The sequence below is a fragment of the Alteromonas sp. a30 genome (assembly GCF_026788005.1).
Taxonomy (GTDB): domain Bacteria; phylum Pseudomonadota; class Gammaproteobacteria; order Enterobacterales; family Alteromonadaceae; genus Paraneptunicella.
In genome coordinates, this window is the sequence record NZ_JABEPE010000005.1 from 56,737 (window position 1) to 79,854 (window position 23,118).

At 41.4% G+C, this 23,118-nt stretch carries 23 protein-coding genes and 3 tRNA genes; 4 read left to right on the top strand and 22 right to left on the bottom strand.

The annotated features are described in order from the left end of the window. The first annotated feature begins 14 nt into the window (after nucleotides 1-14). The 3 genes from HJG39_RS06845 to HJG39_RS06850 all read left to right on the top strand — a co-directional run bounded on the left by HJG39_RS06845 (nucleotide 15) and on the right by HJG39_RS06850 (nucleotide 1,548). Nucleotides 15-359, top strand: a complete 345-nt coding sequence (locus HJG39_RS06845; RefSeq protein WP_268408159.1) for a DUF6471 domain-containing protein — start codon at nucleotides 15-17, stop codon at nucleotides 357-359. 202 nt (nucleotides 360-561) lie between these two features. Then, on the top strand, nucleotides 562-837 hold the full coding sequence (locus tag HJG39_RS19420) for a helix-turn-helix transcriptional regulator (protein WP_442781010.1): 276 nt from the start codon (nucleotides 562-564) through the stop codon (nucleotides 835-837). Continuing rightward, entirely contained in the window at nucleotides 838-1,548 is a 711-nt protein-coding gene (locus HJG39_RS06850) for a hypothetical protein (RefSeq protein WP_268408160.1), read from the top strand. Nucleotides 1,549-1,925: 377 nt separating this feature from the next. On the opposite strand, the gene HJG39_RS06855 is transcribed toward HJG39_RS06850, so the two are convergent. From HJG39_RS06855 to aspS, 16 genes are all read right to left on the bottom strand, one after another. Next, a tRNA-Ser gene (locus tag HJG39_RS06855) sits at nucleotides 1,926-2,013 on the bottom strand. 128 nt (nucleotides 2,014-2,141) lie between these two features. Next, nucleotides 2,142-3,197: a quinolinate synthase NadA gene (gene nadA, locus HJG39_RS06860; RefSeq protein ID WP_268408162.1), complete on the bottom strand. Its 1,056-nt coding sequence runs from the start codon at nucleotides 3,195-3,197 to the stop codon at nucleotides 2,142-2,144. A gap of 204 nt (nucleotides 3,198-3,401) precedes the next feature. Continuing rightward, a tRNA-Lys gene (locus HJG39_RS06865) sits at nucleotides 3,402-3,477 on the bottom strand. A 38-nt stretch (nucleotides 3,478-3,515) separates the two neighbouring features. Further along, nucleotides 3,516-3,591 (bottom strand) — tRNA-Lys (locus HJG39_RS06870). Nucleotides 3,592-3,786: 195 nt separating this feature from the next. Then, complete coding sequence (gene ybgF / locus HJG39_RS06875) at nucleotides 3,787-4,533, bottom strand: tol-pal system protein YbgF (protein ID WP_268408164.1); 747 nt, start codon at nucleotides 4,531-4,533, stop codon at nucleotides 3,787-3,789. Beyond that, a complete protein-coding gene (gene pal, locus HJG39_RS06880) occupies nucleotides 4,534-5,091 on the bottom strand; it encodes a peptidoglycan-associated lipoprotein Pal (protein ID WP_268408165.1) in 558 nt (185 codons plus the stop codon). Nucleotides 5,092-5,141: 50 nt separating this feature from the next. Beyond that, on the bottom strand, nucleotides 5,142-6,500 hold the full coding sequence (gene tolB / locus HJG39_RS06885; protein ID WP_268408166.1) for a Tol-Pal system beta propeller repeat protein TolB: 1,359 nt from the start codon (nucleotides 6,498-6,500) through the stop codon (nucleotides 5,142-5,144). Then, a complete protein-coding gene (gene tolA / locus HJG39_RS06890; RefSeq protein WP_268408167.1) occupies nucleotides 6,500-7,345 on the bottom strand; it encodes a cell envelope integrity protein TolA in 846 nt (281 codons plus the stop codon). Before tolA ends, tolB begins: the two co-directional genes overlap by 1 nt. After that, complete coding sequence (tolR, locus tag HJG39_RS06895; protein ID WP_268408275.1) at nucleotides 7,342-7,767, bottom strand: protein TolR; 426 nt, start codon at nucleotides 7,765-7,767, stop codon at nucleotides 7,342-7,344. Before tolR ends, tolA begins: the two co-directional genes overlap by 4 nt. A 6-nt stretch (nucleotides 7,768-7,773) precedes the next feature. Further along, entirely contained in the window at nucleotides 7,774-8,475 is a 702-nt protein-coding gene (gene tolQ / locus HJG39_RS06900; RefSeq protein WP_268408168.1) for a protein TolQ, read from the bottom strand. Continuing rightward, entirely contained in the window at nucleotides 8,465-8,887 is a 423-nt protein-coding gene (ybgC, locus tag HJG39_RS06905) for a tol-pal system-associated acyl-CoA thioesterase (RefSeq protein ID WP_268408169.1), read from the bottom strand. Before ybgC ends, tolQ begins: the two co-directional genes overlap by 11 nt. 727 nt (nucleotides 8,888-9,614) lie before the next feature. Further along, nucleotides 9,615-10,631: a Holliday junction branch migration DNA helicase RuvB gene (ruvB, locus tag HJG39_RS06910; RefSeq protein WP_268408170.1), complete on the bottom strand. Its 1,017-nt coding sequence runs from the start codon at nucleotides 10,629-10,631 to the stop codon at nucleotides 9,615-9,617. Nucleotides 10,632-10,664: 33 nt separating this feature from the next. Next, the gene (gene ruvA / locus HJG39_RS06915; RefSeq protein ID WP_268408171.1) at nucleotides 10,665-11,285 is read right to left on the bottom strand and encodes a Holliday junction branch migration protein RuvA; all 621 of its coding nucleotides are present in this window, start codon (nucleotides 11,283-11,285) and stop codon (nucleotides 10,665-10,667) included. Between the two features lie 103 nt (nucleotides 11,286-11,388). Continuing rightward, nucleotides 11,389-11,910, bottom strand: coding sequence for a crossover junction endodeoxyribonuclease RuvC (gene ruvC, locus HJG39_RS06920; RefSeq protein ID WP_268408172.1), 522 nt, complete (start codon nucleotides 11,908-11,910; stop codon nucleotides 11,389-11,391). Then, the gene (nudB, locus tag HJG39_RS06925) at nucleotides 11,910-12,383 is read right to left on the bottom strand and encodes a dihydroneopterin triphosphate diphosphatase (protein ID WP_268408173.1); all 474 of its coding nucleotides are present in this window, start codon (nucleotides 12,381-12,383) and stop codon (nucleotides 11,910-11,912) included. The genes ruvC and nudB overlap by 1 nt, the downstream gene beginning before the upstream one ends. 21 nt (nucleotides 12,384-12,404) lie before the next feature. Then, the gene (gene aspS, locus HJG39_RS06930; protein WP_268408174.1) at nucleotides 12,405-14,174 is read right to left on the bottom strand and encodes an aspartate--tRNA ligase; all 1,770 of its coding nucleotides are present in this window, start codon (nucleotides 14,172-14,174) and stop codon (nucleotides 12,405-12,407) included. 267 nt (nucleotides 14,175-14,441) lie between these two features. Between aspS and HJG39_RS06935 the strand changes: the two genes are divergently transcribed. Continuing rightward, nucleotides 14,442-17,729: a sensor histidine kinase gene (locus tag HJG39_RS06935; protein WP_268408175.1), complete on the top strand. Its 3,288-nt coding sequence runs from the start codon at nucleotides 14,442-14,444 to the stop codon at nucleotides 17,727-17,729. A 122-nt stretch (nucleotides 17,730-17,851) separates the two neighbouring features. Here HJG39_RS06935 and HJG39_RS06940 read toward each other — a convergent pair whose 3' ends face one another. From HJG39_RS06940 to scpB, 6 genes are all read right to left on the bottom strand, one after another. Next, a complete protein-coding gene (locus HJG39_RS06940) occupies nucleotides 17,852-19,132 on the bottom strand; it encodes a TRAP transporter large permease (RefSeq protein ID WP_268408176.1) in 1,281 nt (426 codons plus the stop codon). Nucleotide 19,133: 1 nt separating this feature from the next. Further along, nucleotides 19,134-19,574, bottom strand: coding sequence for a TRAP transporter small permease (locus HJG39_RS06945; protein WP_268408177.1), 441 nt, complete (start codon nucleotides 19,572-19,574; stop codon nucleotides 19,134-19,136). Nucleotides 19,575-19,633: 59 nt separating this feature from the next. Further along, on the bottom strand, nucleotides 19,634-20,647 hold the full coding sequence (locus HJG39_RS06950; RefSeq protein ID WP_268408178.1) for a TRAP transporter substrate-binding protein: 1,014 nt from the start codon (nucleotides 20,645-20,647) through the stop codon (nucleotides 19,634-19,636). Nucleotides 20,648-20,659: 12 nt separating this feature from the next. Further along, nucleotides 20,660-21,529, bottom strand: coding sequence for a TRAP transporter TatT component family protein (locus HJG39_RS06955; protein WP_268408179.1), 870 nt, complete (start codon nucleotides 21,527-21,529; stop codon nucleotides 20,660-20,662). A gap of 98 nt (nucleotides 21,530-21,627) precedes the next feature. After that, nucleotides 21,628-22,482 carry a 23S rRNA pseudouridine(2605) synthase RluB gene (gene rluB / locus HJG39_RS06960; RefSeq protein ID WP_268408180.1) on the bottom strand — a complete coding sequence of 285 codons (855 nt, stop codon included), beginning with the start codon at nucleotides 22,480-22,482 and terminating at the stop codon, nucleotides 21,628-21,630. Continuing rightward, a complete protein-coding gene (scpB, locus tag HJG39_RS06965) occupies nucleotides 22,475-23,113 on the bottom strand; it encodes an SMC-Scp complex subunit ScpB (RefSeq protein ID WP_268408181.1) in 639 nt (212 codons plus the stop codon). Before scpB ends, rluB begins: the two co-directional genes overlap by 8 nt. Between the last annotated feature and the right edge of the window lie 5 nt (nucleotides 23,114-23,118).

Genomic DNA, 23,118 nt, shown 5'->3' on the forward strand with positions numbered 1-23,118 from the left:
AGGCAGCAACACTGTTGCCTAGCTTTTCTGAAAAATGCTTTAAGTTAAGACGATTAGCAAGCGTGCCAAAGACAAAAGAAACGAAAAAGAATAAATCTGAATCAGAGAAGGAACTGGACAGAACAGCTGCGCTTGAAATTAAGCGCCATATTAAAGCTGAAATGGCATTAAGGGGGTTAAATTATAAAACCCTAGCACATCTACTTACCGACAATGGTCGCCCAATAACAGAACAAGGGCTACGCAATAAAGTTAGTAAAAGCTCCCACCGAACAACTTGGTATTGGCACCTGATGAAAACGATTCAATCTGTGAGCTATCAAGCGACAAAGAAGAACAGTAACACATCTCCTGAATAAACCTATTCATCACTCCCCCCCTCTCCGATAGGCTTCTACAATAGATAAAATCAATGCTACCTAATTGTTTTATAAATTTGTAAAGATTACCAAATCGGTTATTATATTACCCATTCCATCTCTAAAGCTCTTAGCCAATTCATTTTTGAGTAAAAGATTGAACCAATTTTAGTTCAATCTAAGCCGAACGAAGTGTTAACCTATGTCATCAAAAAAAAGCGTGAATAAGACGCATATTGCAAAGGCAGAAGTCTTGAAGAAACTCAGATTAAATTCGGGTCTTACTCAACAAGATCTCGCCTTAAGGCTGCAAGTGAGTCGAGAAAAGATAGTCGCTATCGAAAATTGTTATTTAGCAACAATACAAGAGCTTGAAAATGAACTTATTTCAAATTGGTGGCTAATATGTAAGCCAAGGGCTCAAGAGGAAACAAAGAGCGAATTTAGAAAGCTAATTGATAGGATATTCCCATACTAAATGTTTTTTACTGGAAACACGTACAAAGCCCTCAGCATGGTAATTACAGGATGTTTTATTGCTTTAGGGATTTATACCCTAGGCAATATTTATATTTTTGATCAGCTTTACTTTATATTTTTGTTAATTACTGCTTTTTATGTCAAAAAGAATATTAATTTACTTGGCATTATCAGCATTTTAATTTTAGGAAAAGCATTAGAACAAATTACCTTTTTTGCTCTAACCTTAAATAACAATGCACAATGGGTTTTCTACTTTATATGTTTTTTAAGTACGCTCATCTTCCAAAAAGAAAGTGGATTTAAATATTTCCTAGCTGTTGTTGTTATTAGTCTATATTGCGACCTCTATACTCACCTAAACGAAAGTTTCAGCCCCAATACCGTTTGGTACGTTTTTCTTGCTCTCAACGCTTTTATGGTCAGAAAGCTGATCATGATGCGGCCCTTCACTACCGCAAGTTATTATCCTGATAAAGTTGAACCCATACCGTTAGACCACCTTATTCATGCCACGTTTGGTATCGTAATTTGGGTTAACTTGATTATTTGTACAGTTCTAATATTTTTCACATCCGCAAATATAAACAACACAGAAATGCTACAGAAATTCCATATTTACGTTATTCATACCATTATGTTCGGTTTGCTTTATATCGTCCTAAAACACTCAATGAAAATTATTGGCAAAGGCATCATCAAACTTTAGTTAATTCGATTTAAGTGTAGCGTACTAGCTCTAACGCTTTAATTTGAAAAGAAGAAAATCGCCTACTTTGATTAAATTAGAACGGGGATCTGTAATGCAATTCTACAACACAAGAATATATGACTTTTACCAAGTTATATTTAGGAAAACTGTTAGGAGAATTACACTACTCAACGAAGAATTGTAGTAGATAAATTATCTATCATAATTATGGAATACACTAAGAAAACATGCGTTTCGACAGGAGGTAAATTTAGCATATTAGAAATATGGCAATCGCTATATTTAGAAAACATCTGACTCAGATATAATCCGACAAAAACTGAAATCTAAAGTCGACAACAATCGAGTCACTTCTGAATAAATTCATTGAGATATGGCGGTGAGGGAGGGATTCGAACCCTCGATACGTTTCCGTATACACACTTTCCAGGCGTGCTCCTTCAGCCACTCGGACACCTCACCTAATAGAACATCATCTTTAGCTGAATCACCTAAAGAGGTGGCGTATGTTAGGCAATTCAGCCGGTTGAATCAAGCGATTATTAGTAAAAACAAATGCTTTCGCTTATTTTTTAGCTAAAGTGACTATTTTATATATTACCTTTCACTTTTAACTTTTTATCTGCTGAAAAATCCAGCATTCTATTTAAAGGGATTAATGCTTTTTCACGCAAAGCATCATCGACAAATATCTCATTGCCAACATTGTTGGTCAGCACGCCTTCAATGGCCTCAAGTCCATTCATTGCCATCCAGGGGCAATGCGCGCAACTTTTACATGTCGCACCACTACCAGATGTAGGCGCTTCAATAAGCTCCTTCTCTGGTACCATCTGCTGCATCTTGTAAAAGATGCCCTTGTCAGTAGCCACGATAAACTTTTGATTAGGAAGGCTCTGAGATGCTTTAATTAGCTGAGATGTTGAGCCTACTGCATCTGCCATCTCTACAACACTGGCTGGTGATTCTGGATGAACAAGAATGGCTGCATCAGGATAAAGTTTTTTCATTTTAGCGAGTGCTTTTGCAGAGAACTCATCATGAACGATACACTCGCCATTCCACAATAACATGTCGGCGCCTGTCTTCTTCGCAATATAACTTCCTAGGTGCCTATCTGGTGCCCAAAGTATCTTTTCGCCCTGCTCTTCTAAATACTCGACTACATCAACAGCAATACTTGATGTGACAACCCAATCTGCCCTAGCCTTCACTGCTGCGGAAGTATTTGCATAAACCACTACAGTGTGGTCAGGATGTGCGTCACAAAAGTCACTAAATTCTTTAATCGGGCAACCTAAGTCCAAAGAACAGGTCGCCTCAAGTGTTGGCATGAACACGCGCTTTTCAGGGCTCAGTATCTTCGCTGTTTCCCCCATGAATTTAACACCAGCAATAATCAAGGTGTCAGCGGCACAATCTCGACCAAATCTAGCCATTTCTAAAGAATCAGAAACAAAGCCCCCAGTTTCTTCAGCCAATGCTTGAATTTCAGGGTCCGTGTAGTAATGCGCGATCAATTTTGCATTTTGCTGCTTCAGCAATGTTTTGATCTGCTCTCGGTGAGCCAATTTTTGACTTTCGGTCAAAATGGCCGGTTTCTTAGGGAATGGATAATCTATCTCAATTCTGCTCGCCTGAATCATTCTGCTCTCTTGATCTGCTCGTTTTCTACTACAACTGAAAAGTTATTCATTAATGCTTTAGCCATATCCTTGGTAAAACTAAAACGCCCGCATTATCTTAGAAATAAGAAGTTAATGCCAACAAAAAGCATGATATTTAATAAGGCAGAGTACTAAAATGAGATTTGAATAGTAAGTGTAAGATGACGGTAAACTTGGCGTAGATGGTGGGTCGTGCTGGATTCGAACCAGCGACCAATTGATTAAAAGTCAACTGCTCTACCAACTGAGCTAACGACCCATCATTATATTGAATTTGAAAACAAACGACTTTTTAAGTGGTGGGTCGTGCTGGATTCGAACCAGCGACCAATTGATTAAAAGTCAACTGCTCTACCAACTGAGCTAACGACCCACAATTTGTTTTCTTTGTTGCTCCGTGGCAACGGAGGCGTATATTACTTAAAAGATTTTTTCGTGCAAGCCTTAAATGTCGATTTATTTGATTTTCTTGTTCAACCGAACAATTTACGGGCAAATTGACGAGGATTACAACAAAATATGGTCACACAGCTTCGGCCTCGACCAATTTACCTTGCAAATAAAATAACTACTTCAAGCCTTTAATGCGACTTTCCGCTAGCTTACGAACACTAGAATCCGGATACTCTTTGACAACTTGCTCAAATAATTTCAATGCTTGCGCTTTATTGTTTTGCCTCAAAGCTACCACACCCAATTTCAACAACGAGTCTGCCCTTTTGGTGGAATCAGGATAAAAACTTACCACTGTACTAAAATGTTCTTTCGCAGAAGCCCATTCTTGCTTGTTAAACAATAATAACCCCAACCAATAATGTGCATTTGGAGCATATTCGGACTTTGGAAAACGCGTTAAGAAGCTTTGAAATTGAGGAATTGCCTGCTCATATTTCTTATCCTTAAGAATAAGATTAACCGCCTGATCGTACATAGTACTCTCATCAGCGGACATTTGAGGTTCTGGAGCAGGATTAGAATCACCTGATGAATTAGTCGAGGAAGGTTTACGCATTGCCATTTCAATACGCTTATCAATTTCTAAGTATAGTTCACGTTGTCGCTGGAGAATTTGTTCCAACTTATGACTATGAACTTCAAGATCACCTCGAATTTGATTAACTTCTTGTTGCATGTCATCAAGCTGAGTTTGCAACCTATGCTGCATATCACCGCGAGATTCCACCATTCGCTCTAATACAGCGACGCGATCATTTATCGAGCTTCCATTAACATTCGCTACTGGAGCCGGAGCAGCATTAACAGCTGCTCCAAATAAGACCAGAGGAACTAACGTGCTCTGAGTTAACCTACGCATTTATTGATAAACCAATACAGCTCGACGGTTCTTAGAAAATGCAGATTCAGTATCACCCATAACAGCAGGTTTTTCTTCGCCATAAGAAACAACTGAAATTTGTGAACTGCTTACGCCTGAGTTAAGCAAGAAAGTTTCAACCGCTTTTGCTCTTCGCTCGCCCAAGGCAATATTATATTCAGGTGTACCACGCTTATCACAATGCCCTTCAATAACGACTCGTTGAGAAGGATTCTGCACTAGGAAGTCAGCGTGCTCAGAAAGCAGTGAGTGGAACTCAGATTGAAGATTAGAGCGATCAAATCCGAAATAAACGATTTGATCGTTTCGAAGCATTTCCAATTTTTCTCTTTTGATTTCTTCAGCGGTTTTAATACGGTCCGCACGATCTAATTGAACATCAGATCCACCGTTAGCACTTGAAGAAGAAGTAGAACTAGAGGCAGCAGCGTTTCTCTCTGCGTCAGCTTGGCTGTCGCTCGGGCTAGATGAACACGCTACCAAAGTGGCCATAGGAAGAGCGATTAACACCCCTTTCAATACTTTGTTCAATTGCATCCTCGGAATCCTTATTTTTATAAAAATATACTTATCTAACTGTTAACTAATTACAATAAAAACGGAGACCAGCTTGGAGACTTCACCTCTCCATTAGCGGCTGGTAATCTTGCTTTAAACCGACCATCAAGGGAGACCAACGACAACACTTGTCGACCTTGATGTAGGGTGCTATAAATAATCATCGCCCCATTTGGTGCAATACTCGGTGACTCATCCAAATAAGTTTTGGTTAGCACTTGCATTACACCCGTTTTCAAATCTTGTCTGGCAATATGATAATTGCCTCGGGTTCTGTTAACCATCACCAACTCTGCTCCATTTGGCGTAACAGTCCCCCCTAAATTCCATTCACCTTCAAATGTTAGGCGGCGAACCTTTCCAGATGCTAAATTTACGCGATAAATCTGTGGTTTGCCACCCTGTTCTGATGTAAATATTATGCTTTTTCCATCGGGCATCCACGCGGGCTCTGTATCTATAGTACGATTTTTCGTCAACCGTCGTAATTGACGGGAAGCTAAATCCATAACATACAGTTCTGCATTTCCATCTTTGGATAATACCATCGCCATTTGTTTTCCATCAGGAGAAAACACTGGAGAGCCATTAATTCCGGGGAAATCCGTTAATCGAGTGCGGCTCATGGTATATATATCCTGCATATATATCTGTGAACGTTTGTTTTCAAAACTAACATACACTAGCTTATTCCCATCAGGAGACCATGTTGGTGACATTAATGGCTCACGAGAACGTAATAGCACGCGCTCGTTTTCGCCATCATAATCAGCTACAACAAGCTGATATGGGTATTTCTCAGTACGAAAGTCTTTAACAATAACGTAGGCGATTCTTGTTAAAAATGCCCCTTTAATACCTGTTAATTTTTCAAAAACGATGTCACTTATACGGTGAGCGTGTTGTCTGAAATTGTCACCATCTACAATTGACTGGCTTGTTTCAAGAACATGATCATCACTATCCACTAAACGACCATTGCTTAAAATTTGCGATCTGCCGCCTGTTATCTGTCCTCGCACAACATCGATTAATTCAAAAGTCACAAGATAACGATTCAAAGAGTGCTGCTGAACACTGCCAACCAAGATGACATCAACACCTGCTCCAGCCCATGCAGAATAATCAACTTCAGAGTCGCTGGCCGGGTATTGGGGCATTGTGCCAACATCTACAGGTTTAAACTTTCCGCTTCTTCTTAAATCTGCGCTAATAACGTTTTCCAAGCGTCCGGGTAGCACGCCGGCGCCCTTCCACTTAAATGGCACAATACCAATTGGTCTGGCTGTGTCTATTCCTTCAGTGATAACTATTTCCAGCGCGGCATAACTTTTGCCAAAAGAAAAAGCGATGAAAAAACCAATTACCAAATAAATTTTCTTTAACATTACAAGTTGGGCTCTACTGTTAAGTTAATATCTTTCAATTCTGCGTATACGTCTGGGTCCGGGGATACAGGTAAAGTTGTCGCTTTTAAAACAGCCGATTCAGCTGCCCGACATAAAATGGTATCCCCCTGTAACACCCTAACGCTTAATACCAATCCATTTGACGCTAATTTAACGTTCAAACGACACTTTTTGCCCTTCATTGAATCATCAACAATCAAATTACGAATGATGGTTTGTTTGATCAGAGCTTCATATTTTTGCAACTCCGTTAATACTTGCCTACGTCGTTGCTGATTCTTTCTAGAAGCCTGCTCGGCCTCCAATTGTTCCTGCAATAAGCGTTCTTGTTCAGCTCTTTCCCTTTCTTCCCTTTTCTTTCTTGCCTCTTGCTCCTTGCGTTTTTTCTCTTCCCTTTCCCGTTTTTTCTTTTCTTCTGCTTGTCGCTGTTGCTCTTCTTTCTTCTGACGTTCTATTTCACGCTTACGAGCTTCCTCTTTTTTCCTTTGCTCTTTCAATTTTTTCTCTTTCGCTTTTCGAGCTGCAGCTTCCTTTCTACGCTTTATTTCAGCTTTACGTTTGGCTTCTGCTTGCTGTTTCTTTCTGGCGGCCTCTGCTCGCCTTTGCTGCTCTTTTCGAATAACAGCGTCTTTTTCTTGCTGAATCTTCTCTAATTTAGCCTCCACAAGCGCTTTATCAATAGATACTGCATTGATAATAGGTGCCGAGACCTCCACTACCTGAGGCTTAGGAGTCGAAACGAAGTTCATACTCGTCAGTAACAACCCTCCAGAAACAAGGTGCAATAAAACAGATTTTAAAATTGCAGCCGAGGTATTATTCATTCGATCTCAGAAGAGTCCGTCATAAGTCCGACTGAAGGCACACCAGAACGCTGAAGCAACACCATAAGCTGCACTACGTTATTATAGGGAACGGCCCCATCACCTTTAACGATAACCGGTGTTTCTGGTTCTTTTTTCAAATGTTCTCCGACAAGCGCCGCAAGCTCAGAAGCCTCAAGAGGTTTGTCCTGACTGTTCCCAACATTCAAAAAATACTGCCCGCTTGCATCAACTGATGCAATCAATGGCGGCTTCGAGTCATCTTTAAGCGGCTGGGCATCTGCTTTCGGTAAATCAACTTTTACCCCTTGCGTCACTAGTGGTGCTGTGACCATAAAAATGATTAGAAGCACAAGCATCACATCTATGTATGGCACCACATTGATTTCTGATACGGGTTTACGCCGTTTTCTGACATACATCATAACTTAAACCTTTTCTCTTACACGGTTTTCTGTTGATGTTGCCAATGTTTGGCGATGCAAGATACTAGAGAACTCTTCCATGAAATTGACATAACTTGACTCGAGCTTCTCGACTTGATGGCTGAATCGATTGTACGCAATAACAGAAGGTATTGCCGCGAACAACCCCATTGCAGTAGCAATTAGCGCCTCTGCAATACCCGGGGCAACCATTGCAAGCGTCGCCTGCTGAACTTCCCCTAAGGCAATAAACGCATTCATGATCCCCCACACTGTGCCAAAGAGTCCAATATAAGGACTGATAGAACCCGCCGTGGCAAGGAAGGGTAAATGGTTTTCTAGATAATCAACTTCCCGAGAAAGCGAAACTCGCATAGCCCTATGTGTTCCTTCCATAATGGCTTCTGCCGATGTCACTGTTTTAGATAACCTAACGAACTCTTTAAAACCGCTTACAAATACGTTCGCCATTCCAGCGAGTTCTTTCCTAGCAGACAACTCTTGATAGAGCCGGTTTAAATCTGCCCCAGACCAAAATCTATCTTCGAATTTGCGCATTTCTTGATTAGCAGAACTTAATGCCTTACTGCGTTGAAAAATAAATGTCCAAGAAACGATAGAGGTAAGAAGTAGAAGGATCATAACTAGTTGCACAAGCAAACTAGCCTGCAAAAACAAGTCGAAAAAAGACAGCTCAGATGACACGAGATAATTCCCCTAAAATGTTTTCAGGTATAGCTTTTGGCTTCATTTTTTTTAAGTCAATGCTTGCTACCCTGACACGCGCACTTAATAATAATTTTTTATCGGTATTATATATTTCTTGTTCAAACAGCACACTGACCCGCTTTAATTCTACAACCTGACTACGAATACTCAACAGCTCGTCATAGTAAGCAGCGGATAAGAAGTTGATTTCCATACTTTTAACAACTAATCCAGTGCCTTCTTCTAATAGCGTAGATTGTTCAATCCCAAATAATCTTAACCACTCTGTCCTAGCACGCTCCATATATTTGAGATAATTTGCGTGATAAACAATACCACCTGCATCGGTGTCCTCATAATAGACCCTAGCCTGCCAAAAAAATTCATTTCCGCTCTTTTTTATACTCATTCTCTTAGGCTTGCAGATAATAACGCGTTAAAAGCAACAGAAGTTATCTTTACCCATACTTTAGTGCAAGGGAATAATGACTGATCTGATCATTATTAAAGCGGTATCAGCAGTTGATTCATATTATATTTATTTTCAGAGGGATATGGGAACTTTTAGACGTTATTCAAGGGCAGACTCTAACTTCATTTTATTCCTTAAACTCCTAGCGCTGTTTACCTTTTCATATAAGTTTTTTTCAATAAAAGAAATGTATTTCCAAAATACGAACTTAGGAATACACCTGCAATTTCATATCAAAACAAACAAAGTTTTCACTAAAGTCATAAATATTTGTAAGAGAAATGTTAATGAAGATTACAGGTGAAAGGCAATAAATACGGACCATGTATATTCTTAGATGAAATAATTAACTGTTTTTATTTAATTTTTTATAAATTTGAACTAATATTGGCTTAGGCTAAAAAGTATTCAACAAGCTTTTGAATAAGTTTTTCTAATGTTTAAGCTTAGTATATCTAGCTTGAAGCGTGCGTTTGTGACGTTATAATTCACGCCGTTTTCAGCACTGTAGAGCAGTACATGTTGTTAAGCCCGTATTTCTACTTGTTATAAATACGTGCTCTCGTAAATATTTCCTTCAACACTTGTTGTTTTGCCCACAAAAGAATTTGTGGGCTTTTTTTATTCTACTCAAAAATCTTAATCAGTTATCTATATCACCAAACTAAAAAACATTATTTACTCTTTCACCAAACCCAAAATGCGTAAACGCCCTTTGTGTTGCTAAACGCCCCCTAGGTGTTCTTTGTAAAAAACCTTGTTGAATCAAGAAAGGCTCAATAACATCTTCAATCGTATCTTTGGCTTCACCAATTGCAGCGGCTAAATTATCTAGCCCTACTGGACCACCTGTAAATTTTTCAATAATAGTCAAAAGTAGCTTTCTATCCATGTAATCAAAGCCTTCTTTATCTACTTCCAGCATATCCAATGCTGACGCAGCTACATCTTGTGTAATGTCGCCCTTCGCTTTGACTTCAGCAAAATCTCTTACTCGTCTTAGTAACCTATTAGCTATTCTAGGCGTTCCACGTGAGCGTTTTGCTATTTCCAGCGCGCCTTCTGAATTTAGTGTCATATTTAAATAAGAAGCCGAACGTACGATAATGCCAGTTAGATCCTTCACATTATAAAACTCTAATCGTTGGACGATGCCAAAACGATCTCTTAGGGGGGAAGTTAGCGCCCCAGCGCGAGTAGTAGCGCCGACTAAAGTAAAAGGTGGCAAATCTAACTTAATTGAACGGGCAGCAGGTCCTTCACCAATCATAATATCGAGCTGATAGTCTTCCATTGCAGGGTATAAGACTTCTTCAACGACCGGACTCAAGCGATGAATTTCGTCAATAAACAACACATCGTGCTCTTCGAGGTTTGTCAACATCGCTGCTAGATCACCCGCCTTTTCCAATACTGGTCCAGATGTTGTCTTAATACCCACTCCTAGTTCATTCGCCACAATATTCGCCAAGGTGGTTTTACCTAGCCCTGGAGGCCCAAATATAAGTAGATGATCAAGTGCTTCCTGCCGATTTCGAGCTGCTTCGATAAAAATCGACATTTGTTCTTTCACATGATCTTGACCAACATATTCAGCAAGACTCTTGGGTCGAATCGCTCTATCAATGACTTCTTCATCATTTTTTAAACTTGGTTCTACGATTCTGTCAGGCTCTATCATGGTTATTTATTTACTCATTTTAAATATTCGCATTTATGCAATGTTGCGGAGTGAGGCTCGAATTAGTTCTTCACTGCTCAGTGAGTCTTGGAAAACATCTTTCACCATTTTAGTCGCTTGGACTTGGGAGTAGCCTAGTGCAACAAGAGCGCTAATGGCTTCTGATTTAGCGCTTTCAGTAGTATCGATACTTGTTGTTTGCTCATCAACATTGACATTCCCATCTAGTGTCACTGAAGCGGAAATATCTAAGTTACCTAAGCGATCTTTCATTTCGACAACCAATCTTTCTGCGGTCTTTTTGCCAACCCCAGGCAATTTAACCAATGAAGTAATGTCACCATCATGTACAGCTTGAACAAACTGCTGTGCAGACATACCAGATAAAATTGTTAACGCCAGTTTAGGGCCGACACCATTTGCTTTAATGACTTCACGAAATAGGGCTCTTTCTTTTTTTGTAGCAAACCCAAAAAGTAACTGAGCATCCTCACGCACAACAAAGTGAGTAAAGATGATCACTTCGTTTCCTACATCGGGTAACTGATAGAGACTAGTCATTGGCAGTTGAATTTCATATCCCACTCCCATGACGTCGACTAATACGAAAGGAGGTGTTTTTTCGGCGAGTGTTCCTCGAATCCGACCTAGCATGTGACGCTTCCATTAGACTGTATTTTTATACAGCATGATAGACAATAACCTAGGGTCATATCAACCATTGCATGAAAATATTTGCTAATTAGCTTTCGCGGAATTAGCGCAAACGGCCTCTAACCGTTTTTTTTGCTTGTCCTGACATTCGTAACAAGCTCTGTTGAGTATGATTATGGCAGAGCGCGACAGCGAGTGCATCAGCAGCATCGCTTTGCGGGGTCGAGCTTAACTTTAGCAAATGCACAACCATATGCTGCACCTGAGTTTTCTCTGCACTTCCCTTACCAACAACAGATTGTTTAATTTGCCTAGCGGAATATTCAGCAACAGGCAAATCTTTCATTGTTGCTGCAACAATCGCAGCGCCCCGAGCTTGTCCAAGTTTCAAAGCAGAATCTGGGTTTTTCGCCATAAAAACCTGCTCAATAGCAAAGAAATCTGGTTGAAACTGCTCAATTATCTCAGTCACACCGTTAAATATTTGTTTTAGTCTAGGAGCTAATTCTTCCGCCTTTAAACGGATGCAGCCACTTGCCAGATATTCAGACTTGCCACCAATTTGCCTGATTACGCCGTACCCAGTCACTCTAGAACCAGGATCAATCCCCAAAATAATCGCCATTAACCTGCCTCTACCAACTCTGAGCCATCGGCTGTGGATGGTGTTAATAAGAATTGTTTGATAGCACTTTTATTAGAGGGAGACCACATTAAATCAATTGCATCTTGCGGGCTTAGCCACTGATATTTGAGGTGCTCTGTTAATTGAATAGAAAAACTTGAGTGAATTTGCAAAAGAAAGACAAACTCTTTGTTTAAAATTGAATCTTTGGGATACCGATAACGCCATTCGGGCCGAATTGGGTAGTGATTGACGATGTCCGTAAAAACCATTTGTAATGCATGTTGCTCACAATCGATCCCAATTTCTTCTGCGACTTCCCTTTTTGCTGTTTCAATCGGTTTTTCATCAGTTTCAAGGGAGCCAGTAACAGACTGCCAAAAATTGGGATCGTCTTTTCGTTGCAGAGCCAGAACACGGTTACGCTCATCAAAAATGACGACAAGTACCGATTCTGGCCGCTTTAATTGCATAGATACAACAACCCTATCTATTTATTCATTAGTTTCTGTTTTTACAATCGTTTCAATTGCTAACTCTTTAAGCTGCTGTGGATTTGCCACGCCCGGAGCATTCGTTAATGGGCATGCGGCCGTCGTAGTTTTCGGGAATGCCATGACATCACGAATCGAATCCGCACCTGTCATCAGCATCACAAGACGATCCAATCCAAACGCTAATCCTGCATGTGGAGGCGCGCCATAGCGTAATGCCTCAAGCAAGAAGCCAAACTTCGATTGTGCTTCTTCTTCATTAATGCCGAGCAAAGTAAATACCGCTGATTGCATATCTTGTTGGTGAATACGGACCGAACCACCACCCAGTTCAACTCCATTTAAAACCATATCGTAAGCATCAGACAAAGCTTCTTTAGGATTTTCCATAAGTTGCTCAGGGGTTAAACCGCGAGGCGCGGTAAACGGGTGATGTAGCGCATGTAGTTGGCCATCCACCATTTCAAACATTGGGAAGTCAGTCACCCACAATGGTCTCCAGTCACCTTCAAGTAACTCAAGGTCCTCACCTACTTTTAAGCGTAACGCGCCCATAGACTCAGTTACCACTTGCCATGAATCAGCACCAAATAGCAACAAATCACCTTCTTTAGCAGCGACTTTGTCTAGTAAGGCATTAGCAACATCTTCACCTAAGAACTTCAAAATAGGCGACTGTAACCCTTCAACGCCTGCGCCAAGTTGGTTCACTTTCAACCAAGCCAAGCCTTTCGCGCCGTATATGCCCACAAACTTAGTATATTCATCAATTTGCTTGCGGGATAAAGATGCCCCTCCCGGAACACAAATGGCAGCAACTCGCCCATCTGCATCATTAGCGGGGCCTGAGAATACTTTGAAGTCGACGTCTTTAACAATGTCTGCAACGTCAACGAGTTCCATTGGATTTCTTAAATCTGGCTTATCACTACCGAAACGACGCATCGCTTCTTCATATGGCATTCTTGGGAAATCACCTAGATCAACATCCAACATGGTTTTAAACAAATCACGAACCATTTTTTCTGTAATGGACATAACACCTTCTGCATCTAAGAAGGTAGTTTCAAGGTCGATTTGGGTGAATTCTGGCTGACGATCCGCACGTAAGTCTTCATCACGGAAGCATTTAACGATTTGATAATAGCGATCCATACCAGACATCATTAGCAACTGTTTAAACAATTGTGGTGATTGGGGTAACGCGAAGAATTGCCCTTTGTGTGTACGACTCGGAACAAGATAATCTCTCGCTCCTTCAGGCGTTGCTTTGGTCAGAATTGGGGTTTCAATATCCAAAAAGCCTTCTTCTTCTAAGGAGCGACGTACTGCACTAGTTACACGTGCACGAAACTTAATTCGATCCGCCATTTCTGTACGACGTAAATCAAGGTAACGGTACTTTAAACGTTGCTCTTCACTATTCTCTTGATTGAAATCCAGTGGTAATGCTTCGGCTTTACTCAGGATTTCAAGCTCTTTACCTAAAATCTCAATGCCGCCTGTTTTCATATTCTTATTGACCTGACCTTCAGGTCTGGCACGCACTATCCCTTTTATCGATACACAGAATTCGTGCCTTAAGGTGTTAGCTTTATCAAATACTTCTGGTAAATCAGGATCGTAAACGACTTGCACAATGCCTTCACGATCTCTCAAATCTAAGAAAATAACCCCACCTAAATCTCGACGGCGGTTTACCCAACCATGTAAAGTGACGTTTTGCCCGATGTACGATTCATCAATGTTGCCGCAATAATTTGTGCGCATTTACTCTACCTTTTGGCACTTATCTGTTTATGTAGACGAAAGAGTGGACATGACTACTGCCCAATTTAGAAAGCTGCGTAGTATAAACAAAACTGTGGCAAAGCACAGCATCAGAAATCGATATTGTCGATGATGACTTTATATCAATCGCCACTTTAAGAAATATATTTACCACGGCGGATTGAATTCATGTAGAGTATGAACTTTATAGAATGGGAATCAGTACAGGGAAACAGGCGTAAAACCAACGAAAGCTATTATAACGTTATGAATTACATACGTATTTTCCATACCATTACTATTATATTTTTCATGCTCTCTCTGAGTACATATGCTAAGGCAACCTACTTTTCCTCCATCGAGCGCTATTCTATTGACGATGGATTACCTGCAACGACTATCTTTTCTTTATTAAAAGACAATGACGGTTATTTTTGGTTAGGCACCCCAAAAGGACTCATTCGTTATGACGGCTATACCTTCGAGGTATACTCTACAGGCTCACATGAAGGTTTAAATATTGCTACTCCTGACGCTGGTAACATCTTTAAAGACTCCCAAAACCGTATCTGGGTAGGCTCTTGGGGCAATGGTTTAGCCCTATACGACAGCCAACTCTCCTTAATCAAGTATTTCAAGCATGTTTCTACTGATCCACACAGTATTGGCAGTGACTATATTCAAACCTTCTATGAAGATGCCAAAGGCCAAATTTGGATTGGAACAAATGGTGGAGGCTTAGCGGTATATAATGAAGCCAATCAACACTTTCGGGTATATCGCCATAACGAGAATGATGAAAGTAGTTTAAACCACAACCGCGTTTGGAGCATTGCAGAAACCCAAGAAGGTGACATATGGATTGCCACACAAAATGGACTCAACCAATTAATTAATCCAGAGAAAGGGGTGTTTAAACATTATCGACTTGATAATGCGAACCTGCACTCCATCAGCCATTCTCTTACCCGCAGTTTGCTCGTTGATAAAAATAATCAGCTTTGGATTGGCACCGAAACGGGCTTTGGACGATTGGACTACAAAAACGCTCAATTTTATGAGTTCAATATTGCTCCAAATCAGCCTTTTGAAGCTGCCATTACTAAACTCGTAGAGTCACCAGATGGCGCTATTTGGGTTGGAACACAAAAGGGGTTATTCCGCTTCGATCCAGAACAAGAACGCTTCACTCAGCTTGTTAACGATATGAACTACGCGTTACTGCCTCATGATGATATTCGAGATATTTACTTTGATGATGACCAAAGCATGTGGGTTGCCACCCGCTATGCAGGCTTAACTCGAATTGACTTGTCTCCAAGCATTTTTAAGCCTTTTAACACCTTTCATTCTTCCAATATGGGGCTAATGGAAGTGAATCATGTGTATGACCTTTTTCAAGATAAAAGTGGCCGCATTTGGGTTGGAAGTGACACCGGTTTACTCGAATTAAAAGACAATGAGTTGCATCAACACCCGATTGAAAACTTGAATAGCCTTATTCAAGTTTTCGCCATTTCCGAAGATGAAAAAGGACGTTTATGGTTGGGTAGCAGTCATGGCTTAGGTAGGCTGTCTGAAGATAGAAGCCACTATGAAGATAAAAGCCACGTTTTAGAAAAACGCACATTGGGTAATACATTCACAATCAACGACCTGCTCGTTGATTCCGGCAATAACTTGTGGGTTGCTACCGACTTTAACGGTCTATACCGTTACGATGGCCGCCAGCTTCGTGTGTTTCGCCACGATCCGAATATTCCAGACAGCATTTCCGCTAACCGAGTTACCTCTTTATATGAAGATGGTCGCGCCCGAATCTGGGCTGGGACCTATAACGCAGGTGTGAATCGCTTAGACCCGGGAAGAACTCGTTTCTTCCGTTATCAACACACACCTAATCAAGCTGGCTCCGTTAGCTTCGGCTCAATTAATAGCGTTTTACAAACTTCCGATGGTGAAATGTGGATGGGGACCTCAAGTAGCCTCAATAGATTAATTGACGTTACCGACACATTCGAGCGTTTTTCCAACCGCGATGGATTATCAAACAGCTCGGTTCAAGCCATGGCTGAAGATAGTTATGGAAACTTATGGTTAAGCACCAACTCAGGGTTAGCGCAATTTAAACGTGAGCAAAACTTCTTCATTACTCATGATCAAAGCGACATCATTAAAGACAACCTATTCACCGCGAATGCTGTACTAAAAGCTAATGATAATGCCCTGTATTTTGGTGGAACAGGTGGAATACTCCAAGTTAAAGCATCAATAAAACACGGCACAACTATGCAGGTAAAGCCACAAATTACTGGCGTTTGGGTCGATGGGAAGCGCGCACCTAAGTATGACTTCAACAACGAAACACCGTTGGTATTACCCCACTCTGTTAAAAATATCCGCATTCGATTCTCAGCGCTGACTTTTAACGACAACACTCAGAATCAATACTCATACCGACTTGTCAATTTCAATGACGCATGGTCGCCAATGGAAAGTAGCAATCAAGTTGACTTTAGTGGAATCGATTCAGGAAATTACATCTTCCAAATTCAAAGCAACACATATCCAATAACCAATGGGCTTCACCCCACATCGTTACGCATCGTTATCCTGACACCTTGGTGGCAAGAACCTGTGCTTTACGTGCTGCTCATTTTAGCCTCTATTCTTATCTTCTTTTTCTCCCACCGATATCGCACGCGTACTCTTGCGAAGCAGAAAGCCGCTTTGGAAAAAGAAATATCGTCAAGAACAAGTGAATTATTAGACGCCCAAAAGCAACTAATTGAAGCAGAGAAAGGCGCTTCATTATCGGGATTGGTTGCAGGCGTAGCTCATGAAATTAACACCCCAATTGGAATTAGTGTTACCGCAGCTTCAAACCTAATTGAACGCAGCAATAACATTCAAACAGCCTTGAGTGAAAATCGCTTAAAACGTTCTGAATTTATTACCCAACTCAACAATATTCGAGACAGTGCGGAAATTGTGTTGTCTAACTTGCACAGAGCATCTGATCTTATCGGCAGCTTTAAAGAAGTCTCGGTTGACCAAATATCTCAACAACGCCGAGTGTTTGATCTGCACCATTACATGGAAGAAATCATTATGAGCCTAACACCAAAGCTCAAGTCGGAACACATTAGTATTCAACTGGACTGCCCAGATGACATCGTAATAGACAGCTACCCTGGCGCATTGGCTCAAATGATCACAAACTTGGCCATGAACTCAATAATTCATGCCTTTGAGAACCGCCATAGCGGAAATATTAAAATTCAAATAAAAGCGTTAAATACCCAACCGCAAAAGATCTACCTCGTATTTACAGACAACGGAAAAGGCATTGCCAAAGACAGAATCGCAAAGATATTCGAGCCGTTTTACACAACTAAACGAGGACAAGGTGGAAGTGGTTTAGGACTACAAATTATCAGCAATATTGCCACAATTCGACTAGGTGGCAATATTCGCTGTGAAAGTGAGTTAGGTGTTGGCACAAGCTTCCATATTGAATTTCTTGCTGTAGCGCCCAAATCAAGTGAAGGTTAATCTCATCATAGGGTCTCACTACCGTGAGTGTAGCGAGCGCATTTTCATGAGCTCGCTACCAACCATTCATCAACGGGATAAACTCGACCGATACTGAAGAAAATAAAGCAGAAAGACCATACTTAACTCACAAACACCAAAGACAGTTGCGGCCAATACGTGATAACGGCCAGCGCCAACAATAGCACCAACATAAAGCCAATGGTCGAGCGATAAATTTCGGTAATGGGCTTACCAAAACGATAACTGGCAATAAATAAATTCATCCCCACAGGCGGCGTCATATAACCAATCTGCATGTTCGCAAGGAAGATAATGCCTAAATGCACAGGATGCACACCAAAGGAAGCCGCAATCGGTAATAATAACGGCACCATAATCACAATCGCCGAAAAGATATCGAGAAACGCGCCTAGCACTAGCAAAAACACGTTTAATATTAGTAAGAAGCTTAACGGACTCTCGATATGTTGCGTTACCCAATCGAACAATGCTGTTGGAGCCTCAATCTCAATAAAGTAACTCGTGAGCACCAAAGAACTGGCCAAAATCACCAAAATACCGCCGACCATGACCATGGCTTCAGAAACCAGCTCTGGTAATTGCTTTAGCTTGATGTCTTTGTACACCCACACTTCAACAATCAGTAAATAGATAACGGTTACTACCGCTGCTTCAGATAAAGCAAAAATGCCAGAATAAATGCCACCTAACAAAATAAGCGGTAACGGTATTTCCCATTTCGCTTCTTTAATGCTTTGGCTCACTTCTTGCCATGAAAAAGGCTGCGTTGAAGGTGTTTTACCTCCTTGCCCAAGAATGCTCCACAATGCCAACAAAGCAATCATAAGCAAGCCTGGTAACAGTCCTGCAACCAATAAGTCTTCTATACTCATTGCCACCGGAATTTCCATTTGCAAGGCAATAACACCAAACAAAATAAGGGGTAACGAGGGCGGGAATAACAAACCTAAACTGCCAGAACTAGTCACTAAACCTAAACTGAAACGTCCGTTATAGCCTGCTTGCTTTAACGCGGGATACAACAAAGCGCCCAACGCAACAATGGTAACGCCAGAAGCTCCCGTGAACGCTGTGAATAAAGCACAGGCAATTAACGCGACAATGGCTAAGCCTCCTGGCAACCACCCTAACAGCGCTTGCGTTACTCGTACTAAACGCTGAGAGCTGTGACTGGCACTGAGTAAGTATCCGGCGAAGGTAAATAGTGGAATAGCCTCAAGCAGTGGCGTTTGCACAATCCGATACAAATCAATGGCGATAACCATCAAGTCGATGTCAGCGAAATGAAAACCAACCATGGCAATCGCAAGAATCGCAATAAACAGAGGCATGCCTAGCAAGGCAACAAAAACAATTGAAAGAACCAGAGCCAATAACATGCTAACTATTCACTCCGTCATGATGCGCATTAGCAGGGTTAAACATCAGCAGTAAATAACGCACGCCAATCACGGCAAAGGAAATAGGAATAATGATTTCGACTACCCATATCGGCACATTCAAAAAGGCGTTTACACTGTCTTCCATTTCTAGCTGCACAAATTGCCCACTAAAAAACGCTGCGGCGGCACAAATGATGCTGGTTAAGCCGTAAACAGCTCGGTATACAAAAGCGCTAAAAGCAGCAGGTAGAAAACGTGAGATAACATCGATGTTAATGTGACTAGCATTGCGTGAGGCATACATAGCGCCTACAAAGCCAATCCAAAGCACTACCGACTGAATAAAATCATCGCCCCAAAGCAGGCCAGAATCGAAGATATTTCGTAGCACAATTTGCAGAGCTGCAATAAAGAGCAAAGAGAAGAAAAGGAGCGTCATAAAGCCCCTTTCCACGCGTGCTAAAAAATGAGTAATGTAATTCAACATGAACGAAACAACTACGGCGAGGTAGCCGATTGTTTTGCGTTATAGCTAGATAAGGTTTTATTCAACAACTCAATCATACTTGGCGAAAGCGCCGCACTTTTCATTAAGTTAGCTTCTGCTAATTGTGCCTTTTCTTGCCACATAGCCAAATCGGACGCAGACGGTTTTAAAATCTCAATACCTTGCTTTTCCAACGCGGCAAGCGCCTTTTGGTTATCATTGCGAGTTTCCGCATCTAACTGAGTAAACACCTTAGTCATTACTTCGCGCACGACTTTTTGGTCTGCTGCTTTAATCTTTTTAAAGGCTTTTTTATCAACGGCCAATACTGCATAAATGTAGATAATAGGCACTTCTGTCACGTATTTGAGCTGCGTGTGCCACTGCAAGTTAATGGCCGCAACGGGTGAAGTTGCAATCGTGTCTATTAAGTCTGTTTGTAACCCTGCTAACACATCACCAATCGGCAATGGGATAGGCGAAATATCAAACGCTTCAAAAGAGGCATTTGAAACTTCATCAGTGCTTGGTGTCCACACTTTGTGTTGCTTCATTTGTTCAGGGTTAGTAATTGGCTCTTTCGACATTAAGTAAGCAAAACCACCGCCAGCCAAACCAAAAGTCACAAAACCGCCCTCTTCAAAGCCTTCGACAATGATAGGGTCAATAACACTACGCACATGCTCAACTTGTGCTAATGAGTCGAATTTAAGTGGCATAGAATACACTTGGCTGTCTTTGTAAAAACGCGCGAGGCTGCCACCTGTCATTGCGCCACCGTGTAATTGACGAATACGGATTTTTTTCAGTACCGCCGCGTCATCTCCCATCACGCCACCCGGATAATATTTAATTTTGACACGGGAGTCGGTACGAGCCTTGATTTCCTTTGCGCTTTCCCGGAACTTTTGCATCCAGCTTGAGCCTTCAGGGGACAAAGTAGCTATTTTCAAGGTAACGGCTTGTGCCGAAAATCCAATTGCACTCAAGACAAGCGCCAGTCTCAATGACTGCATTAACTTCATGTTTGTCTCCTGTTAAAAATAGTCGTCTGCACTGGTTAATAATTCTTCTGCCCGCTGTTTAGCAAGCCAGTTGGTCAATGTGAGACCTTCTGCTTTAGCATCGGATTGCATCACTTGACGTAAAAGTCGGTCATGTAACTCTCGATCGAACAACAATCGCGCATATTGTTGGGCAAATGTCACATGTACCATTAAGTTTTCACCATTAGACAACTGCATAGCGCGCTCAAAATGCATTCTGCCGATTTCTGGCTTACCGCCAAGTGTTGGTGGAATTAAGGTGGCAAGCACCCCAAGATACAAATGCGCATTACCATTTTGATAACCTTCATCTAAGGCAACGATACGACGCATGATGATTTCAATTTTTGGCACATCTGCCACAGCATTAAAATCGTTACTGTGACTTTTTATCCAACCAGCCCACGCAGATCCTAAAGCAAACAGCATGGAAACATCATCTTCATCCATCTTATCTAGCGTGGCTTTAAGCGCATCAACTTGCAGCTTATCAATATCGCAGTAATCTTTTTTGTACTCACAAATAGCCTGTTTGCCGTAAAGAAAAGCACGCGTCGACAAACGCTGCTGGCGATTTAAATCATCCACAAACACCGAAGCATAAGCGCTATACAATGAAGACGAGGCGACTAACAAATCCACGTTATCAGGATCACTACGCAACAAGCTTTCCACCATCAACATGTACGCTGGCACCGCATCTTTTACTAATTCGGGATCATTATGATTACTGATGGTTGACTGCAATTGATTCGCTAGGTTCTTGGTGGCACCCGACACAAATGACGAGCAACCAGACAATAAACTGGTAGCAACAACAAGCGTTAAAGCCAACCATTTGGATAAAGAAACTTTAGGCATAAGATTGTTTTATAACGTAGTTTTGAAGAAAGCGGATCTTTCTATTTACCAATCGACTCGCTTAGCCAACTGGCGGGCGATGATCCGCATTTTACTGGTTAATTGGAATCGTTTCTGTTTTTCAAATTGTGTTTTTTAATCGAACGACGCATACGACTTAAACGAACATGATCCAATTTTTCCTGTTTCACTTTCACTAAAGACTCTCTTTCTGGCGGCAACTGCACCGATTTACGCAATTTGTTAACGTCAGAGAGCTCTAATTCTACCCAACCACCTTGCGGTAAACGTTTAGTCAGTTTTAAATCGCCAAAGCGTAATCGCATTAAGCGGCTCACCTGCAAAGACTGGCTTTCCCATAAGCGCCTAACTTCGCGGTTGCGACCTTCGGTTAACACCACATCAAACCATTGATTTAGACTGTCTTCTTCTGATTTCCGTCTGATAATTTGAGTGAACTTTGCCGGACCATCGTCTAATGTCACGCCATTTTTCAGAGCGTTGATATGACTGTCTTCGACTTCACCAAATATTCGCACGGCATATTCACGTTCGATGACATGTTTTGGATGCATTAAGCGATTAGCTAATTCACCATCGTTAGTAAATAACAATAAACCACTGGTATTGATGTCTAATCTACCCACTGAAATCCAACGACCATGCTGAATACGAGGCAAACGTTCAAATACGGTTTTACGACCATCTGGATCATCGCGACTACAAATTTCACCCTCGGGTTTGTTGTACATGATGACGCGGCAAAAAGATTGCTGGTGTTGTTTGGCAATAACTTGCCCATCGCAACGAATTTCATCTTCCGGTTCGACTCGAGCGCCCAGTGTTGCCACCTTACCGTTAACGGAAATACGCCCGGCTTCAATCCATGTTTCCATTTTACGACGCGAGCCTACGCCAGCATTGGCAAGCACTTTCTGTAATTTTTCACTCATTTGTTAATTCTTCGTCCTGCGTTTCATTAGCTGAGCCTGATTTAACCTGAGACTCAACAGGTTCGATTATTGGGTTTGACGCATGTTGCGCTTGTTGCTCAAACAGCCCCATTGATGGCAATTCATCCAAACTGTTTAGCGAGAAGTAATCTAAAAAGCCTTTAGTCGTTGCATAGAGCGCGGGTCTTCCCGGCACTTCTTTATGTCCAACCACTTTTACCCAATCTCTTTCCACTAGGGTTTTCATAATGTGACTACTGACTGATACACCACGCACATCTTCAATTTCACCCCGAGTAATAGGTTGTCGATAAGCCACCAAACTTAATGTTTCCAGTAATGCCCGTGAGTATTTGGGTACCTGCTCTTGCCATAATCGGCTAACCCACGGACTCAAACTATCATCAGATTGAAAGCGATAACCTGATGCGACTTCCACTAAATGTATTCCTTTCGCGGCGTAGTCTAACGTTAGCGAGTTAAGTAACGATTTCAATTTGCGACTACCCAAATTGAACTCCTGCAATATCACTGTTTGCAGTTTTTCCAACGACAGTGGCGTATCACTCACAAAAATAGCAGCTTCAATAATTTGTTTAAGTTGTGTATCTGACGCCTTCTTTTTTGCCATTTTTG

Bases quoted from the DNA above. Each gene is read 5' to 3' on its own strand.
- HJG39_RS19420 (WP_442781010.1), top strand. From the start codon at position 562: ATGTCATCAAAAAAAAGCGTGAATAAGACGCATATTGCAAAGGCAGAA.
- HJG39_RS06850 (WP_268408160.1), top strand. From the start codon at position 838: ATGTTTTTTACTGGAAACACGTACAAAGCCCTCAGCATGGTAATTACA.
- nadA (WP_268408162.1), bottom strand. From the start codon at position 3,197: ATGATTCAGGCGAGCAGAATTGAGATAGATTATCCATTCCCTAAGAAA.
- ybgF (WP_268408164.1), bottom strand. From the start codon at position 4,533: ATGCGTAGGTTAACTCAGAGCACGTTAGTTCCTCTGGTCTTATTTGGA.
- pal (WP_268408165.1), bottom strand. From the start codon at position 5,091: ATGCAATTGAACAAAGTATTGAAAGGGGTGTTAATCGCTCTTCCTATG.
- tolB (WP_268408166.1), bottom strand. From the start codon at position 6,500: ATGTTAAAGAAAATTTATTTGGTAATTGGTTTTTTCATCGCTTTTTCT.
- tolA (WP_268408167.1), bottom strand. From the start codon at position 7,345: ATGAATAATACCTCGGCTGCAATTTTAAAATCTGTTTTATTGCACCTT.
- tolR (WP_268408275.1), bottom strand. From the start codon at position 7,767: ATGTATGTCAGAAAACGGCGTAAACCCGTATCAGAAATCAATGTGGTG.
- ybgC (WP_268408169.1), bottom strand. From the start codon at position 8,887: ATGAGTATAAAAAAGAGCGGAAATGAATTTTTTTGGCAGGCTAGGGTC.
- ruvB (WP_268408170.1), bottom strand. From the start codon at position 10,631: ATGATAGAGCCTGACAGAATCGTAGAACCAAGTTTAAAAAATGATGAA.
- ruvA (WP_268408171.1), bottom strand. From the start codon at position 11,285: ATGCTAGGTCGGATTCGAGGAACACTCGCCGAAAAAACACCTCCTTTC.
- ruvC (WP_268408172.1), bottom strand. From the start codon at position 11,910: ATGGCGATTATTTTGGGGATTGATCCTGGTTCTAGAGTGACTGGGTAC.
- nudB (WP_268408173.1), bottom strand. From the start codon at position 12,383: ATGCAATTAAAGCGGCCAGAATCGGTACTTGTCGTCATTTTTGATGAG.
- aspS (WP_268408174.1), bottom strand. From the start codon at position 14,174: ATGCGCACAAATTATTGCGGCAACATTGATGAATCGTACATCGGGCAA.
- HJG39_RS06935 (WP_268408175.1), top strand. From the start codon at position 14,442: ATGAATTACATACGTATTTTCCATACCATTACTATTATATTTTTCATG.
- HJG39_RS06940 (WP_268408176.1), bottom strand. From the start codon at position 19,132: ATGTTATTGGCTCTGGTTCTTTCAATTGTTTTTGTTGCCTTGCTAGGC.
- HJG39_RS06945 (WP_268408177.1), bottom strand. From the start codon at position 19,574: ATGACGCTCCTTTTCTTCTCTTTGCTCTTTATTGCAGCTCTGCAAATT.
- HJG39_RS06950 (WP_268408178.1), bottom strand. From the start codon at position 20,647: ATGAAGTTAATGCAGTCATTGAGACTGGCGCTTGTCTTGAGTGCAATT.
- HJG39_RS06955 (WP_268408179.1), bottom strand. From the start codon at position 21,529: ATGCCTAAAGTTTCTTTATCCAAATGGTTGGCTTTAACGCTTGTTGTT.
- rluB (WP_268408180.1), bottom strand. From the start codon at position 22,482: ATGAGTGAAAAATTACAGAAAGTGCTTGCCAATGCTGGCGTAGGCTCG.
- scpB (WP_268408181.1), bottom strand. From the start codon at position 23,113: ATGGCAAAAAAGAAGGCGTCAGATACACAACTTAAACAAATTATTGAA.